Below are 15,987 nucleotides of genomic sequence, written 5' to 3'. Positions count from 1 at the left end.
CGGGGATAGTGCGTCACCGGGCGGGGCGGCCCTGCTGTGCCAACGACGGGGCCGGTTCCGCGTCACGGATCGGTGACCTCCGGGCGGTCGCGGAACCCGGGGGGCGGCCGCCGCCGTCCTCCACGGCGATGGAAGACTCCAGGGCGGCGGGCCGCCGCACCGAGGACCGACCCGACACCGTCCGACCGAGTACAGGGGGAAGCCCACCGATGCCACCGATCCACCGGTCAGCCCTGGCCGCCGCACTGGTCGCCGGAACGCTGCTGGCCGTCAGCGCCTGCGGACCGGACGGCCCGGCGGGCGCCGACCGGACCGTCGCCGCACCGCCGCCCAGCACGGACGCGAGCGGCTCCGCCGCCCCCGGCGGCGTCATCGGCGGGATCACCCTGCCGTCCGGCCTGCCGACCAGTCTGCTGGAGGGCCTGCCGAAGACCTGGGACGACCTCAAGAAGTGGAAGTACGACGACTGGGACAAGTGGGCGTCCAAGCACGTCTTCAACAACCCGGTGGTGAAGGACTTCTGGAACCCGGACAAGATGGGCGACGCCAAGCCCGCCGACCCGGCGCCGCCGACCGCCAAGCCGGCCGCCGCCGACGGCGTGACCGACCCGGAGCCGCCGGTGGTCAAGGCCGTCCAGGTGCCCCGCCCGTACCTCAAGCAGCCCTCCGGGAAGGTGTTCTTCTCCGCCCAGGGCGGCCGGGGCAACTGCTCGGCGACGGTGATCGCCGACCCCCAGCACCCGGGCAGGAGCAATCTGGTCTGGACGGCGGCCCACTGCGTGCACGAGGGCAAGGGCGGCGACTTCTACAAGAACCTGGTCTTCGTCCCCGCCTACAACAACTCGGGCGCCTCCAGCGGCGGAAAGAAGGCCCCGCTGTCCGACCTCGCCCCGCTGGGCACCTGGTGGGCCGACCAGATCGTCACCTCCCCGCAGTGGATGGTCGAGGGCGGGCAGACCGGTGACGCCGCCAACCAGTACGACTTCGCCGTGATGCGCGTGCACAACCAGAACGACACCGGCAAGTCCCTGGAGGAGACGGTCGGTTCGGCCGTCCCGGTGTGGTTCGACGCGCCCCGCGACCAGCTCAAGGTCTCGGCCACCGGCTACCCGCTGGTCAAGCCGTTCGACGGCCAGGAGCTGTACAAGTGCGACGGCGGCACGCCCGTCCGGCTGTCCTTCGACCCCAAGCGCCCGTCCATGCTGACCATCGGCTGCAACATGACCCAGGGCGCCAGCGGCGGCGGCTGGTTCGCCACCATGCCGGACGGGCGGACCGCCCTGGTCAGCAACACCTCGATCGGCACCCAGGAGCACACCTCGCTGAGCGGCCCGTACCTGGAGACGGTCGCCAAGCAGGCCCTGGACTGGATCTCCAGGAAGCAGTGACCGGCACCACCACGGGGGACTCCTCAGCTTGCGCACCATCAGCACCACCCGCACCACCGGCACCACCAGCACCACTGACTCCACCGGCACCACCCGCCGCACCCCCCGCACCGGGGGGCGGCGGGCCGCCGCGGCCGGCGCCGCGCTGCTCGCCGCCCTGACGCTCACCGCGGCCGCCTGCGCACCGGACGGCCCCGCCGCCCCCGCCCCCCCGCCCGCGGCACTGCCCAAGGCCGCGCCCACCAGCCTGGGCGACCTGAGCGGCTGGAAGCTGGAGGACTGGGCCCGCTACGTCGCCGACAGCGGCTTCGCCAACCAGGTGCCCCCGGGCTACTGGACGGCGGCCCGGACGGAGGCCGCCAGGGCCCGGCCCACCCCCGAGTACGTCCCGACCGCCGCCGCACCCCCCGGCGTCGACCGGGACGCCCCGCCGGCCGTCGTCCAGGCCCGGCCGCAGCCCCACCCGTACGGCCCGGACTCCGCCGTGGTCGGCAGGCTGCTGATGACCACGCCGCAGGGCGACGCGGCCTGCTCCGGCACGGTGGTCGCCGACCCGCTCAACCCGGGCCGCAGCAACCTGGTCCTCACCGCCGCGCACTGCCTGCACGACGGCAGGGGCGGCGGCTGGGTGAAGAACCTGGTCTTCGTCCCCGCCTTCAACCGGGACGGCCGGGCGGCCCGCGGCAAGCCGTACGACGAGCAGCAGGCCGCCCCGTACGGCCGGTGGACGGCGGTGCGCGCCATGGTGTCGCCGACCTGGCTCCAGGAGAGCGGGGTCGGCGCCCACGACCAGTACGACTACGGGATCGTCCGGGTGCGCGGCGAGTCCGCGGCCGGCCCGTCCCTGGAGGAGGCGGTCGGCGGTTCCGTCCCGGTCTGGTTCAACGCCCCGCGCGAGCAGATCACCGCGGCGGTGGTCTTCGGCTACCCGGTGGAGCGGCCCTTCGACGGCATGGAGCTGGAGCGCTGCGACTCCCCCGCCCCGCCAGGCCGGCTGTCCTTCGACCGGTCCCGCCCGCCGATGTACGCGATCGGCTGCTCCATGGGCGGCGGCGCGGGCGGCGGCGGCTGGTTCATCACCAGGGACGGCCGGCCCAACCTGGTCAGCGTCAGCTCGCTCGGCGGCCGCGGCCCGGCGGGCTACCGGGCCGGGCCGTCCCTCCAGGACCAGGCCAAGCAGGCCTTCGACTACTTCGCCAAGAACGTGAAGTAGCCCCCGGACGCGGTACGTCCGGGGGCCACCCCGACGAGCGGGGACGAGCGGGAACGAGCAGGAACGCGCCGATCAGCCCTGCAGGGCCACCGCGAAGTACTCCAGCTCGGCGGCCAGCTCGGCCGGCACCTTGGCGTGCACCAGCGTGCCGTCGGCCGTGTGCTCGGTGGCGATCAGCTCGCCCTCCTTGTGCACCCGGGAGACCAGCGCGCCCTGGGTGTAGGGCACCAGGGCCCGCACCTCGACGGCCGGTCGCGGCAGCTCGTCGTCGATGAGCCTGAGCAGCTCCTCGATGCCGGCCCCGCTGCGGGCCGACACCACGATGGCGTGCGGCTCGCGGCGCAGCAGGCGCTGCAGCACGTGCGGGTCGGCGGCGTCGGCCTTGTTGATCACCACGATCTCCGGCACGTTCTGCGCGTCGACCGAGACGATGACCTCGCGGACGGCGGCCAGCTGCGTCTCCGGCTCGGGGTGCGAGCCGTCGACCACGTGCAGGATGAGGTCCGCGTCGGCGACCTCCTCCATGGTCGAGCGGAAGGCCTCGACCAGGTGGTGCGGCAGGTGCCGGACGAAGCCGACGGTGTCCGCCAGGGTGTAGAGCCGCCCGCTCGGGGTCTCGGCCCGGCGCACGGTCGGGTCCAGGGTGGCGAACAGCGAGTTCTCCACCAGCACGCCCGCGCCGGTGAGCCGGTTGAGCAGGGAGGACTTGCCGGCGTTGGTGTAGCCGGCGATGGCCACGGACGGCACCTGGTGGCGCTTGCGCTCCTGGCGCTTGGTGTCGCGGCCCTTCTTCATGTCGGCGATCTCCTTGCGGAGCTTCGCCATCTTCTCGCGGATCCGGCGCCGGTCGGTCTCGATCTTGGTCTCACCGGGACCACGGGTGGCCATGCCGCCGCCCGAGGAGCCGGAGCCACCGCCACCCATCTGCCGGGACAGCGACTGACCCCAGCCGCGCAGGCGCGGCAGCATGTACTGCATCTGCGCGAGCGAGACCTGCGCCTTGCCCTCCCGGGACTTGGCGTGCTGGGCGAAGATGTCCAGGATCAGGGCCGTCCGGTCGACGACCTTGACCTTGACCACGTCCTCCAGCTGGATCAGCTGGCCGGGGGTGAGCTCACCGTCGCAGACCACGGTGTCGGCGCCGCTGGAGGCGACGATGTCGCGCAGCTCCTTGGCCTTGCCGGAGCCGATGTAGGTGGCCGCGTCGGGCTTGTCGCGGCGCTGGATGACGCCGTCCAGCACCTCGGAACCGGCGGTCTCGGCGAGCGCGGCGAGCTCGGCCATCGAGTTCTCCGCCTCCTCCAGGGTGCCGTCCGTCCAGACGCCGACGAGCACCACGCGCTCCAGGCGGAGCTGGCGGTACTCGACCTCGGTGACGTCTTCGAGTTCGGTGGAGAGGCCGGCGACACGGCGCAGGGCGGCGCGCTCACTGCGGTCGTACTGGTCGCCGTCGTAGTTGTGGCCGAGGTCCTCGTCGATGGCCGCGAGGTCCTCGTCCATGAGGGCTTCCGCTCGCAGACCGTCGAGGCGGCGCGGGGCGTCGGCGTGGTCGCGGGCTTCGAACGTGGAGGTCATTCTGTCCTTTGGTCGCTGGATGGCTTCGGCGTGGTCCCTTGGATCCCACCGGGGCTCCTGTGCCCTGAGAACGCCGTGGACCGGCCGTGAATTCCCCACGATGGTCGCACGCCCGGTGCGGGCCGGTCACCCCCATTTCCACCGGAGTGGCGGGTCTGCGTCCCCTCGGGGGCGTGCGGGCGGCTGACGTCGTACACCCCGGAAACCTTGAGCATCGCCCGCATCAGGGCGGGCAGCGCGCCCGGCTCGGGCAGCTCGACGGTGTAGGTGTGCCGGACCCGCAGCTCCTGCGGCGGTTCGACCTCGGCGGAGACGATGCCGACGCCCTCGGCGGAGATCGCCGCGGTGAGGTCGGCGAGCAGCCGGGGCCGGTTCAGCGCCTCGGCCCGCAGGGTCACCCGGTGGCCGGCCGCCGGGGCGTCCCCGGGCTGCCAGCGGACCTCCAGTTCGGCCCGCCCGTCGGCGCGCAGCCGCTGCCCGGCGGGGCAGGCGGTGCGGTGCACGGCCACCGCGCCGCCGCGGATCGGGTAGCCGGCCACCGCGTCCGGGGGCACGGGCGTGCAGCAGCGGGCCAGCCGCACCTGCGCCCCGGGCCGGCCGGCCACCACGACGGGGGCGGCGCGGCGCTCGCCGGGCCGGTGCGCGGGCGGGGCGGGCTGGCCGCCGGCCGGGCCGGTGCGCACCACCGGCAGCCGGGCCGGGTGGTCGGCCAGCCAGCGCTCGATGGCCAGCCGGGCGGCGGGGGTGCGGGCGTGCGCCAGCCACTCCGGGGACGGCCCGGACGGCTGGGCCCCGCCGCCGGGCGGGAGGCTCTCGGTGAGCACCGCCAGGACGTCCCCGTCCTGCAACGGGGTGGACAGCGCGGTGAGCCGGCCGTTGACCCGGGCGCCGATACATCGGTGGCCGGTCTCCTCGCCGAGCAGGTAGGCGGCGTCCACGCAGCTGGCCCCGGCCCTCAGCTGAAGCGTTTCACCGCTCTCCGTCACCACGGTGATCTCGCGGTCCCCGGCCAGGTCGGCGGTGAGCGCGGACCAGAAGGCGTCCGGGTCGGGGGTCTCCTGCTGCCACTCCAGCAGCCGGCTGAGCCAGCCGGGCCGGGCCGGGTCGGTGCGGTCCAGTTCGTCGGTGTCCTGGGCCGGACCGGCCGGGGTCGGGTCGCCGAGCGCGACCACCCCGGTCTCGGCCACCTCGTGCATCCGCCGGGTCCGCACCAGCACCTCGACCACCGCGCCGCCGTCCAGCGCGACGGCGGTGTGCAGCGACTGGTAGAGGTTGAACTTGGGGGCGGCGACGAAGTCCTTGAACTCCCCGGGCAGCGGCGTCCAGCAGGTGTGCAGCTCGCCGAGCACCGCGTAGCAGTCGGCGTTCTCCTCGACCACCACCAGCAGCCGCCCGAAGTCGGCCGGCTGCGGCTCCTGCGGCCGGCCGTCCCGCCCGGGCGCGGCGGCCCGCTTGATCAGCACCCGGTGCAGCGAGACGCAGTGCCGGGGCCGTACCGTCACCTCGGCGGCGACCCCGGTCTCGGCGAGCTGGCGGGCCAGCCGGCGGGCGAAGGGCTCCAGCAGGGCGTCCGGCTCGGACTCGTGACCGGCCATCAGGCCCCGGGTGCGGGCGTGCTCCTCGGGATGCAGGGTGGCGAAGACGATGTCCTCCAGCTCCGCCTTGAGCACCTGGATGCCGAGCCGCTCGGCCAGCGGGATCAGCACGTCCCGGGTGACCTTGGCGATCCGCACCTGGCTGGCCGGCTTCATGTGCCGGATGGTGCGCATGTTGTGCAGCCGGTCGGCGAGCTTGATCACCATCACCCGGACGTCGTCCCCGGTGGCGACCAGCATCTTGCGGAAGGTCTCGGCCTCGGCGGCGGCGCCGAAGTCGACCTTCTCCAGTTTGGTCACCCCGTCGACCAGGTAGGCGACTTCGGGACCGAACCCGGCGCCCACCTGCTCCAGCGTCAACTCGGTGTCCTCGACGGTGTCGTGGAGCAGCGAGGCGACCAAGGTGGTCGTCCCGGCGCCGAGTTGGGCCAGGATCATGGTGACGGCCAGCGGATGGGTGATGTACGGCTCACCGCTCTTGCGCTTCTGGCCGCGGTGGCTGGCCTCGGCCAGCCGGTACGCCCGGGCCAGCAGGGCGAGGTCCGCCTGCGGGTGGTGCCGCCGGTGCACCTGGACCAGTGGTTCCAGGGCGTCCGGCACGGGTGGCCGGCCGGTGGCCAGCAGGGCGGCCCGCCCGGCCCGGCCGAGCGCGGCCCGGCCGAGCTCCCCCAGGGGCCTCCTGGCCCCGGCCTGCCGTGCGGTCGTCGGCTGCCCCGTGAGGGACTGCCCGGCTTCGATGGTCATCGGCACCTCCGGCAACGTCGCCGGGCGCGGCCCCTCCCCGTGGGGTGACCCGGTGGTCCATGCTACCGAGCAGAGCACGTTCCGCGACGCCGTGATTCCCGTCCGCGACCGGTATCACCCGATCGGGGGGATTCGTCACCGTACGAAGTGGGCAAACCGGGCCATCGCTACGAGGCCCGGGCGATCGACTCCCACCAGCGCGGGTCGATCCGCCCCTCCGCCACGATCACCGCCGGACCGGTCATCTCCACCCGGCCGTCCGGGTGCTCGGTGATGACCAGCCGGCCGCCCAGCACGTCCACCGTGTAGGCGACCGCCTCGCCGGTGACCGCCGGGTCCGCGCCGTCCCGGCGGATGGCCGCCACCGCGACGGCGCAGGCGCCGGTGCCGCAGGAGCGGGTCTCGCCCGAGCCGCGCTCGTGCACCCGCATCGCCACGTGCCGCGGGCCGCGGTCCACCACGAACTCGACGTTGACGCCCTCCGGGTAGGCGCCCGCGGGGCTGGTGAGCGGGGCGGTGAAGAGGTCCCCGGCGTGGTCCAGGCTCGCCACGAAGGCCACCGCGTGCGGGTTGCCCATGTTGACGTTCAGGGCGGGCCAGCGCCGCTCGCCGACCGCGACCTCGATGCCGTCCGGCCCGGGCAGCCTCGCCCGGCCCATGTCGACGGTGACCTCGCCGGGCGTGCCGTCCGCGGCGTCCTCGGCGACCGTCGCGGTGAGCACCCCGGAGCGGGTGGCGATCGCCAGCCCGCCGGGCTTCGCCAGGCCGGCCTCGACCAGGAAGCGGGCGAACACCCGCAGGCCGTTGCCGCACATCTCGGCGATGCTGCCGTCGGAGTTGCGGTAGTCCATGAACCACTCGGCCCGGTCGGCCTGGTCCGCGGCGGCCGGGTCGGCGGCCGCGCGCACCACGCGCAGCAGCCCGTCGCCGCCGATGCCGGCCCGGCGGTCGCACAGCGCGGCGACGGCCTCCGGGCCGATCTCCAGCACGCCGTCCGGGTCGGGCACGATCACGAAGTCGTTCTGGGTGCCGTGCCCCTTGAAGAAGGGGAGGCCGGCCCGCGGGGAAGAGGATGCGCTCACCCCACCGATGGTACTGAGGGCGGCGGCGGGGCAGGCCGGGGCCCGGCTCAGCGCAGGTAGGCGACCCGCCACACCGCGAGCGCGCAGGCGGCCAGGGCGATCAGGGTGTAGACCGCGATGGCCTTCCAGCCGGCCCGCTGCGCGGAGCCCCGGCGCGGCAGCCCCGGCCACTTGTAGCCGGCGTGCCGGGCGGCCATCGCGCCCCAGCCGAACGAGGCGGCGGTGAACAGCAGCCCGAGCATCCCGACCATGGTGGCCCGCGCCCCGGCCGAGCCGAAGGCGAGCGGGAAGGCGAACATCAGCGAGCCGAGGGTGCCGAGCAGGGCGATCGGCAGGGTCTGCCACCAGCGGAGCCGGCGCAGCGGCCGGATCTCCCGCTCGTGCACGGCGGCGTCCGGCGGGGTGCGGGTGTCCAGTGCGGGCACCGCGGCCGCGTACGAGGTCGGCGCCTCCAGGCCGGTCAGCACGGGGAGGTCGCCCCTGGTCGACTCGTCGAACTCCTCGGCCGGTGCGGTGACACTCCCGCTCTGGCCGGATTCGGGGCCGGTACCCGTCGACACGCGGCCTCCCCTGACAGTTCGACACGAGCGGACTCGCGGCCGGGCACGGTCGGCCCGCGCGGGCCGACCCTTACGGCATCGATGATGGCATGTCCAGAGGGGACGTTCGGGGCCTGACGGGGTCCTCGGGTGATCCGTGGCCATCACGTGATCGGGCCGTGACCCCCGGTTCGTCCTGCACGGTCGCCTGCGCGCGCAGCTGCACCGCCGAATTGGCCGGAACGGACCCCAGGGCCCGACTACGCGGCCGGAACCCCCTGACGGCCGATCAGTTCCAGGGAGCGTTCCAGCAGCTCGACCGGGTCGGTCCCGGCCGGGCGGGAGAGCCAGTGGATGCGGTCGTCCCGACGGAACCAGGACTCCTGCCGGCGGGCGAAGCGCTTGGTGGCCCGGACCGTCTCGGCCCGTGCCTCGTCCTCGGTGCACTCCCCGGCGAAGTGGTCGAGCACCTGCTGGTAGCCGAGCGCCCGGGAGGCGGTCCGGCCCTCCCGCAGCCCGACCCGCTCCAGCGCGCGCACCTCGTCCAGCAGTCCGGCCTCCCACATCCGGTCGACCCGCAGGGTGATCCGCTCGTCCAGCTCGGGGCGCGACACCGCGACGCCGATCTGCACCGCCTCGTAGACCGCGGTGTTGCTCGGCAGGTTGGCGGTGAACGGCTGCCCGGTGATCTCGATGACCTCCAGGGCACGGACGATCCGGCGCCCGTTGCCGGTCAGGATCGCCTCGGCGGCCGCCGGGTCCAGCCCGGCCAGCCGCCGGTGCAGCGCGTACGGGCCGTCCTGCTCCAGTTCGGCCTCCAGCCGGGCGCGGACCTGCGGGTCGGTGCCGGGGAACTCCATCTCGTCGATCGCGGCCCGGACGTACAGCCCGGAGCCGCCGACCAGGACGGGGGTGCGCCCGGCGGCGAGCAGCCGGTCGATCTCGGCCCGGGCCAGCCGCTGGTACTCGGCGACGCTGGCGGCCTCGGTGACGTCCCAGACGTCCAGCAGGTGGTGCGGCACTCCCCCGCGCTCCGCCACGGTCAGCTTGGCCGTGCCGATGTCCATGCCCCGGTACAGCTGCATCGAGTCGGTGTTGATCACCTCGCCGCCGAGGCTGCGGGCGATGGCGACGGCCAGGTCGGACTTTCCGGCGGCGGTCGCGCCGACGATGCTGATCACACGGGAGCTGCTCACCGCTCCAGTCTCCCAAACCGTCGCGGCACCCGGGGCCGGGCTGCCGCCCGCCGCCGACTGCGCGAGGATGTGACTGTTCCCCGGACTGCCTCCGGCCTGCCCCGCACCCCGGCCCGGCTTTGCGAACTCTTGACCGGTCACGTGCGTTGTGCAGGAGACAGGGAACGAAGGAGATCACCATGGGCCTGATGGACAACCTCAAGGGCAAGGCCGAGGAGCTCAAGGAGAAGGCCAGCGAGCTCGCGGGCAAGCACAGCGACCAGATCGACCAGATGGTCGACAAGGCCGGCGGCGCGATCGACAAGGCGACCAAGGGCAAGTACAGCGACAAGATCGAGCACGGCGCCGACAAGGCCAAGGGCGCGGTGGGCGACTTCGCCCACAAGCCGAAGCCGGGCGACGGGGGCCAGCCCCCGCAGTCCTGACCGGCCGGGGCCCGGAGACGGGCCCTACGCCCAGGACGCCACGAAGTACCCGACCCCGTACGGCGCGTCCTGGTAGCCCAGCCGCGCGGTGAGGCCGGCGCCCTCGGCGGCGCCGGCCAGCACCTGCCAGGGCGCCCGGCCCTCGGCCTTGAGCTCGGCGGCCAGCGCCGGGTCCAGGGCCGCCAGGGCGGGCAGGTCGGCCGAGCCCAGGGCGGCGGCCAACCCGGCGTCGAAGCCCTCGGCCCGCTCGTCCAGGTAGCCGGGGGCCTTCAGCGAGCGGCAGGCGCTGCCGTCGCCGAGCACCAGCAGGGCGACCTTGTCGGCCAGCCCGGCCAGGCCCTGGCCGAGGCCGAGCATCCGGTCGACGGGGGCGTCCGCGGGCACCGCGCAGGCGTGCGTCGGCACGGTCACCCCGGCGCGCTCCAGCAGCCAGGCCCCGACGGTCAGCGAGGGCGCCAGCTCCGGCCCCTCGACCCGCCCGCCGGGCAGCTTGGCGACCAGCGGCACCCCGTAGCGGTGGAAGGACCCGGCCCCGCCCTCGGTCCACACCTCGGCCTCCGGCCCGGCGCCCACCACCACGACCAGCTCCGGCCCGGCCGCGACCAGCGCCGCCAGCGCCTCGTCACAGGCGGCGCGCAGCCCGTCCAGCTCGGGCGCGGCCCCGGCGGCGACCTCGGGGACGAGCAGCGGCGGACAGGGGCACACGGCGGCGGCTACCAGCATGCGGATCACCTTAGGGCCTGTCCGGCGGATCTTGCCAGGCGCGCGACGCCGGGCATCCCGCCTGGACGCACGCCCGAATCGCCCAAGTACGTCCAGTACGAGGCCGACTCGGGCGCACGCCCAGCCGGGCGCCCAACGCCGCGCGCTGATCTGCCAAGATCCGCCGGACAGGCCCTAGCCGGAAAGCCGAACGGCCCGGCCGGAGCTCCGAGCCGCGACTCGCGCGCTCGCTCCGGCCGGGCCGTTCGGCCTCCGTCACACGGGTCAGTCGCCGCAGCAGGCGCCGCCCGCCGGGGCGGCCGACGGCAGCTCGGCCGGGGCGCCGATCTTCGGCAGGCCGAGCATGACGCCCGCCGGCTTGTCGGCCGGCTTGGCCTGACGCTTCTCCCAGGCGTCGCCGGCCCGGGTGCGGCGCACCCCGAGGGTCGGGCCCTCGGCCAGCAGGTGGTGCGGGGCCGCGTAGGTGATCTCGACGGTCACCACGTCGCCGGGGCGCACCGGCTCGTCCGGCCTGGTGAAGTGGACCAGCCGGTTGTCGGGGGCGCGGCCGGACAGGCGCTGGGTCCTGTCGTCCTTCTTGCCCTCGCCCTCGGCGACCAGGATCTCCAGGGTGCGGCCGACCTGCTTCTTGTTCTCGTCCCAGGAGATCTCCTCCTGGAGCGCGATCAGCCGGTCGTAGCGGGCCTGGACGACCTCCTTGGGCACCTGGTCGGCCATCTCCGCGGCGGGGGTGCCGGGGCGCTTGGAGTACTGGAAGGTGAAGGCGTTGGTGAAGCGGGCCTCGCGGACGACGTGCATCGTCTGCTCGAAGTCCTCCTCGGTCTCGCCGGGGAAGCCGACGATGATGTCGGTGGAGATCGCCGCGTCCGGCATCGCCTCGCGGACCTTGCGGATGATCCCGAGGAAACGGTCCTGCCGGTACGAGCGGCGCATCGCCTTGAGGACCTGGTCCGAGCCGGACTGCAGCGGCATGTGCAGCTGGTGCATCACGCTCGGCGTCTCGGCCATCGCGGCGATCACGTCGTCGGTGAAGTCGCGCGGGTGCGGCGAGGTGAAGCGGATCCGCTCCAGGCCCTCGATCTGCCCGGCGGCGCGCAGCAGCTTGGAGAAGGCCTCGCGGTCGCCCAGGTCGGAACCGTAGGCGTTGACGTTCTGGCCGAGCAGGGTCACCTCGATGACGCCCTCGTCGACCAGCGCCTCGATCTCGGCGAGGACGTCGCCGGGGCGGCGGTCCTCCTCCTTGCCGCGCAGCGCCGGGACGATGCAGAAGGTGCAGGTGTTGTTGCAGCCGACCGAGATCGCGACCCAGGCCGCGTACGCCGACTCGCGGCGGGTGGGCAGCGTGGAGGGGAAGGTCTCCAGCGACTCCAGGATCTCGACCTGGGCCTTGCGCTCGACCGCGGCCCGCTCCAGCAGCGCCGGCAGGTGCCCGATGTTGTGGGTGCCGAACACCACGTCGACCCAGGGGGCGCGCTTGACGATGGACTCGCGGTCCTTCTGGGCCAGGCAGCCGCCGACGGCGATCTGCATGCCCTGGTGGCGGCCCTTGACCGGCGCGAGCTGCCCGAGGTTGCCGTACAGCTTGTTGTCGGCGTTCTCGCGCACCGCGCAGGTGTTGAACACGACCAGGTCCGGGTCGCCCTCGGCACCGGCCTTGACGTACCCCGCGTCCTCCAGCAGGCCGGACAGCCGCTCGGAGTCGTGGACGTTCATCTGGCAGCCGTGCGTGACGACCTTGTAGCTCTTCAATCCGCTCTCACCGCTCACCAGACCAGGGTACGGGCAGCCGCGGACCGCCTTTCCCCGGATCTTCGCGGAACGGCTCCCCGAGCTTTCCACCGGTCGTTCCCCTCCCGTTCGGCCCGGGCGCCTGGCACTATCCCTGCATGACCCCCACCGATCCGTCACGACTCGGCGCCGCCGTCCGCCGCGCGGCCCGCAGCCCGCTGTGGCGGACCGTGCTGGTCCTGGTGCTGCTGGTGGCCGGGTTCGGCGGCTGGTGGCTGTCCGCGGGCCGCTCGCCCGGCTACCCGCGCGGGGAGACCCGCTTCGCGACCGGCGTCCCGCGCGGCGTCTACGACCGGTACGGGCAGCTGCTGCAGAGCCACGTCTCGCAGACCATGCCGGGGGTGCGGCTGGCCCTGGACAGTTCCGAGGGCTCGGTGGACAACCTCCGCCGGGTGATCGACGGCAAGGACACCTTCGCGATCGCCACCGCCGACGCGGTCGCCGCCTACCAGGGCCAGGGCAAGGACCGGCTCCGGGCGATCGCCCGGCTGTACGACGACTACCTGCAGCTGATCGTCCCGGCGGACTCCCCGGTGCACCGCACCGCCGACCTCAAGGGCCTGCGGGTGGGGGTCGGCCTGCCGCAGTCCGGGGTGAACCTGGTCACCAGGCGGCTGCTGACCGCGGCCGGCCTGGACCCGGACCACGACATCACCCCCGTCCCCGGGGGCGTCAGCGACGGCTCGGACGAGCTGCGCGACCACAAGATCGACGCCTTCTTCTGGTCCGGCGGCCTGCCGACCAGCGCGCTCACCGACCTCTCCGACCACATGCGGATCCGGGTCGTCCCGCTGGGCGACCTGTCCGAGGCCCTGCACAAGGCCGAGGGCGACGGCGTCGACGCCTACCGGGCGGCCACCATGCCCAAGGGCACCTACCCGAACGCCGAGCCCAAGGACGCCGTCGCCACCATGGCCGTGCCCAACCTGCTGGTCACCCGGGACGACGTGGACCCGGGGCTGGTGGAGGGGATGACCCGGGCGGTGATCGACAGCCGGGACCAGATCGGCGCCCAGGTGCACGCCGCCCAGCTGGTCGACCTACGCACCGCCGTCTACACCGACCCGCTCCCGCTGCACACGGGCGCCGCGCGCTACTACCGCTCGGTGAAACCCTAGGAGCCGCAGGAGCCGCAGGAGCCGCGGCAGGCCGTGGCGGCCCCGGGTGCTACGGCCGTCCCGGCCGCGGCACCGCCAGCGTCACCGCGAGCCCGGTCGGCCGGACCGGGGCGAAGCCGAGCGAGCCGCCGCCCGCCGCCAGCAGGGTGCGGGCGATGGACAGGCCCAGTCCGGAGCCGTCCACGTTCTGGTGCCGCGCGCTGCGCCAGAACCGGTCCCCGGCCCGGGCGAGCTCGTCCTCGGTCAGCCCGGGCCCGGTGTCGCTGACGGTCACCGCGACCTCGTCCCGGAACACCGAGACCCGCAACAGCACCTGGCTGCCGGCCGGGCCGAACTTGAGCGCGTTGTCCAGGACGGCGTCCAGCGCGGAGCCGAAGCCGATCGGGTCGGCCATCCCGATCGCCAGCGCCGGGCCGTCCCAGCGCAGCTCGATCCCGCGCTGCTCGGCGACCGGCCGCCAGCCGTCCACCCGGGCGAGGGTCAGCCGGGCGAGGTCGGTCTGCTCGGGTTCGGGGCGGGCGTGCTCGGCGGTGGCCAGCCCGAGCAGGTCGTCCAGCACCCGGGCCAGCCGGGTGCCCTCCTCCCGGACGCCGCTGAGCTCCTCCTCGTGCCCCTCGGGCAGCTCCAGGCCGAGCACCTCGACCCGCAGCAGCAGGGCCGAGAGCGGATTGCGCAGCTGGTGCGAGGCGTCCGCGACGAAGGCCTTCTGCTGGTCCATGGCGTGCACCACGTGGTCCGCCATCTCGTTGAACGAGCGTGCCAGCCGCTGGAGTTCGGGCGGCCCGCCGCCGGGGGCGACCCGGGCGGCCATCCGGCCGGTGGCGATGTCGTGGGTGGCCCGGTCGAGGGTGCGGACGGGGCGCAGCACCCACTCGGTGAGCCGGACGGCCAGCAGCACGGCGACGGCCATCGCGGCCGCCTCGCCGCCGGCCAGCACCAGCCACTTGTGCAGCACCCGGGCCCGCAGCGCCCCGGTCGGCGACTCGCTCAGCACCACCGCGACCACGTCGCCGTCGCGCACCACGGGGGCGGCGACGGTGATCGTCCGGTCCTCGGTCCACGGCCAGACCTGCGGCGGGTTGTGGCTGCGCCGCCCGTCCAACGCCTCCTGGAAGGCCTGGGCGCCCCAGCCGACGGCGGGCACCCCCCAGTCGCGGGGGGCGACCGCTATCGACGTGCCGTCGCGCTGGAAGATGCCGAGGCGGACGCCGTACAGGTCGTAGTAGCGCTGGACCTCGGTGGCGATCGCGTGCCGCCGGCTGAGGTCGCCGGGGGCGGGCTCCGGGTCGCCCTTGCGGGCGGAGTCCAGGGTGGCGCCGGAGGTGGGCAGGTCCTGGGCGAAGCGGGCGGCGTCGTCGAGCCGGTCGACCACCACCCTGCTCTGCTCGGCCGCCGCGAACGCCGCCGCGAGCGGCAGCCCCAGGGCGGCCAGGACGCAGAGCATGAGGGCGATCAGGATGCCGAGCAGGCGGGTGCGCACGTGCGGTCAGTGCTCCGCGGGGGCGGGCGGGGTCCGGTCGGACCCGGGGGAGGCCGGGGAGTCGGGGATCAGCCGGTAGCCGACGCCGCGCACGGCCTCGACCAGGCCGGGCAGCGCCAGCTTGTTGCGCAGCGAGCCGATGTGCACCTCCAGGGTGCGGCCGTTGCCCTCCCAGCCGCTGCGCCAGACCTCGCTGAAGATCTGCTCGCGCCGGTAGACCACGCCGGGGCTCTGGGCGAGCAGCGCCAGCAGGTCGAACTCCTTGCGGGTGAGCGGCACGTCGCGGCCGTCCACGCTGACCCGGCGGCGCTCGCGGTCGATCCGGATGCCGCGGGACTCCAGCGGGCCGCGCTGCTGCGGCACGGCGTCGGGCGCGGGCACCGCGACCGAGGACGGCTGGGCGCCGCGGCGGGCGACGGCGTGGATGCGGGCGAGCAGTTCGCCCATGTCGTACGGCTTGGTGACGTAGTCGTCGGCGCCCAGGTTGAGACCGTGGATCCGGGAGCGGATGTCGGCGCGGGCGGTCACCATGATCACCGGGACTCCGCTGCCGGCCCGGATCCGGCTGCACACCTCGAAGCCGTCGCGGTCGGGCAGCCCGAGGTCGAGCAGCACGACGCGGTACGGGTCGTTGCCGTCCGGCACCAGGGCGTCCAGCGCCTCGTGCCCGCTGCGGGCGTGCCGCACCTGGAAGCCGTGCCGGCCGAGCACCGCGACCAGTGCCGCGGCCACGCGTTCGTCGTCCTCGACGAGCAGCAGTCGCATCCTGTTCTCCTCCTTCCCCCTTGTGATCACCGGACCGATCGGTCCGGGACCGGTCCTGCGCAGTATGGGCCAGCGGGCGGCCCGGCGCCAGGTTCGCCCGCGGACCGGGCTCGCGGGGGACGGCGAGCACCGGCACGGATCCCCGCTGTGACATGCCCCGTCGACGCACTCGCGAACAGTACGTACGGATCGCGTGGCCGTTTCGTGATCCTCAAGTTCCGCTCAGATCGGCTGACGGGGCACCGTCACCGCTCCTATGGTCGCCCCACCGGGGGCTGCGGCTCCGCCGGTCGCGGCTCCCGGATTTCTTATCACCATTGCCGCCCAAGGGAGTTGGAACTTCCCGGGCAGGCAGG

General features: G+C 74.3%; 13 protein-coding genes. 4 read left to right on the top strand and 9 right to left on the bottom strand.

Annotated features, from left to right (window positions below):
* The first annotated feature begins 209 nt into the window (after positions 1 to 209).
* Positions 210 to 1,388 carry a trypsin-like serine peptidase gene (locus ACFY2K_RS21005; protein WP_380526495.1) on the top strand — a complete coding sequence of 393 codons (1,179 nt, stop codon included), beginning with the start codon at positions 210 to 212 and terminating at the stop codon, positions 1,386 to 1,388.
* Positions 1,389 to 1,416: 28 nt separating this feature from the next.
* On the top strand, positions 1,417 to 2,601 hold the full coding sequence (locus ACFY2K_RS21000) for a trypsin-like serine peptidase (RefSeq protein WP_380590469.1): 1,185 nt from the start codon (positions 1,417 to 1,419) through the stop codon (positions 2,599 to 2,601).
* 72 nt (positions 2,602 to 2,673) lie between these two features.
* Here ACFY2K_RS21000 and hflX read toward each other — a convergent pair whose 3' ends face one another.
* The 5 genes from hflX to miaA all read right to left on the bottom strand — a co-directional run bounded on the left by hflX (position 2,674) and on the right by miaA (position 9,332).
* Entirely contained in the window at positions 2,674 to 4,176 is a 1,503-nt protein-coding gene (gene hflX, locus ACFY2K_RS20995) for a GTPase HflX (protein ID WP_375889364.1), read from the bottom strand.
* Entirely contained in the window at positions 4,173 to 6,515 is a 2,343-nt protein-coding gene (locus tag ACFY2K_RS20990; RefSeq protein ID WP_380590466.1) for a RelA/SpoT family protein, read from the bottom strand. The genes hflX and ACFY2K_RS20990 overlap by 4 nt, the downstream gene beginning before the upstream one ends.
* A gap of 167 nt (positions 6,516 to 6,682) precedes the next feature.
* A complete protein-coding gene (gene dapF, locus ACFY2K_RS20985; RefSeq protein ID WP_375889369.1) occupies positions 6,683 to 7,597 on the bottom strand; it encodes a diaminopimelate epimerase in 915 nt (304 codons plus the stop codon).
* Between the two features lie 47 nt (positions 7,598 to 7,644).
* Positions 7,645 to 8,157 (bottom strand): hypothetical protein, encoded by a 513-nt coding sequence (locus tag ACFY2K_RS20980; RefSeq protein WP_375889370.1) that lies wholly within the window; start codon positions 8,155 to 8,157, stop codon positions 7,645 to 7,647.
* A 239-nt stretch (positions 8,158 to 8,396) separates the two neighbouring features.
* Positions 8,397 to 9,332, bottom strand: coding sequence for a tRNA (adenosine(37)-N6)-dimethylallyltransferase MiaA (miaA, locus tag ACFY2K_RS20975; RefSeq protein ID WP_380526488.1), 936 nt, complete (start codon positions 9,330 to 9,332; stop codon positions 8,397 to 8,399).
* Positions 9,333 to 9,511: 179 nt separating this feature from the next.
* On the opposite strand from miaA, the gene ACFY2K_RS20970 reads away from it, so the two are divergent.
* Positions 9,512 to 9,757, top strand: coding sequence for an antitoxin (locus tag ACFY2K_RS20970; RefSeq protein ID WP_380526486.1), 246 nt, complete (start codon positions 9,512 to 9,514; stop codon positions 9,755 to 9,757).
* 24 nt (positions 9,758 to 9,781) lie between these two features.
* On the opposite strand, the gene ACFY2K_RS20965 is transcribed toward ACFY2K_RS20970, so the two are convergent.
* Together ACFY2K_RS20965 and miaB are read right to left on the bottom strand one after the other, a co-directional pair.
* Entirely contained in the window at positions 9,782 to 10,480 is a 699-nt protein-coding gene (locus ACFY2K_RS20965) for a hypothetical protein (protein ID WP_375889376.1), read from the bottom strand.
* 264 nt (positions 10,481 to 10,744) lie between these two features.
* A complete protein-coding gene (gene miaB, locus ACFY2K_RS20960; RefSeq protein ID WP_380595071.1) occupies positions 10,745 to 12,247 on the bottom strand; it encodes a tRNA (N6-isopentenyl adenosine(37)-C2)-methylthiotransferase MiaB in 1,503 nt (500 codons plus the stop codon).
* Between the two features lie 119 nt (positions 12,248 to 12,366).
* Here miaB and ACFY2K_RS20955 point away from each other — a divergent pair, with 119 nt between their 5' ends.
* Positions 12,367 to 13,386: a TAXI family TRAP transporter solute-binding subunit gene (locus tag ACFY2K_RS20955; RefSeq protein ID WP_375889380.1), complete on the top strand. Its 1,020-nt coding sequence runs from the start codon at positions 12,367 to 12,369 to the stop codon at positions 13,384 to 13,386.
* A 49-nt stretch (positions 13,387 to 13,435) separates the two neighbouring features.
* Here ACFY2K_RS20955 and ACFY2K_RS20950 read toward each other — a convergent pair whose 3' ends face one another.
* Both ACFY2K_RS20950 and ACFY2K_RS20945 read right to left on the bottom strand, forming a co-directional pair.
* On the bottom strand, positions 13,436 to 14,866 hold the full coding sequence (locus tag ACFY2K_RS20950; protein ID WP_375889383.1) for a sensor histidine kinase: 1,431 nt from the start codon (positions 14,864 to 14,866) through the stop codon (positions 13,436 to 13,438).
* Positions 14,867 to 14,872: 6 nt separating this feature from the next.
* Positions 14,873 to 15,631 (bottom strand): response regulator transcription factor, encoded by a 759-nt coding sequence (locus ACFY2K_RS20945; protein ID WP_375889384.1) that lies wholly within the window; start codon positions 15,629 to 15,631, stop codon positions 14,873 to 14,875.
* Between the last annotated feature and the right edge of the window lie 356 nt (positions 15,632 to 15,987).

The organism is Kitasatospora sp. NPDC001309, from assembly GCF_042896295.1.
Lineage (GTDB): Bacteria > Actinomycetota > Actinomycetes > Streptomycetales > Streptomycetaceae > Kitasatospora.
The sequence above is the reverse complement of the archived record's forward strand: the minus strand, read 5'-3'. Positions and strand labels throughout refer to the sequence as shown.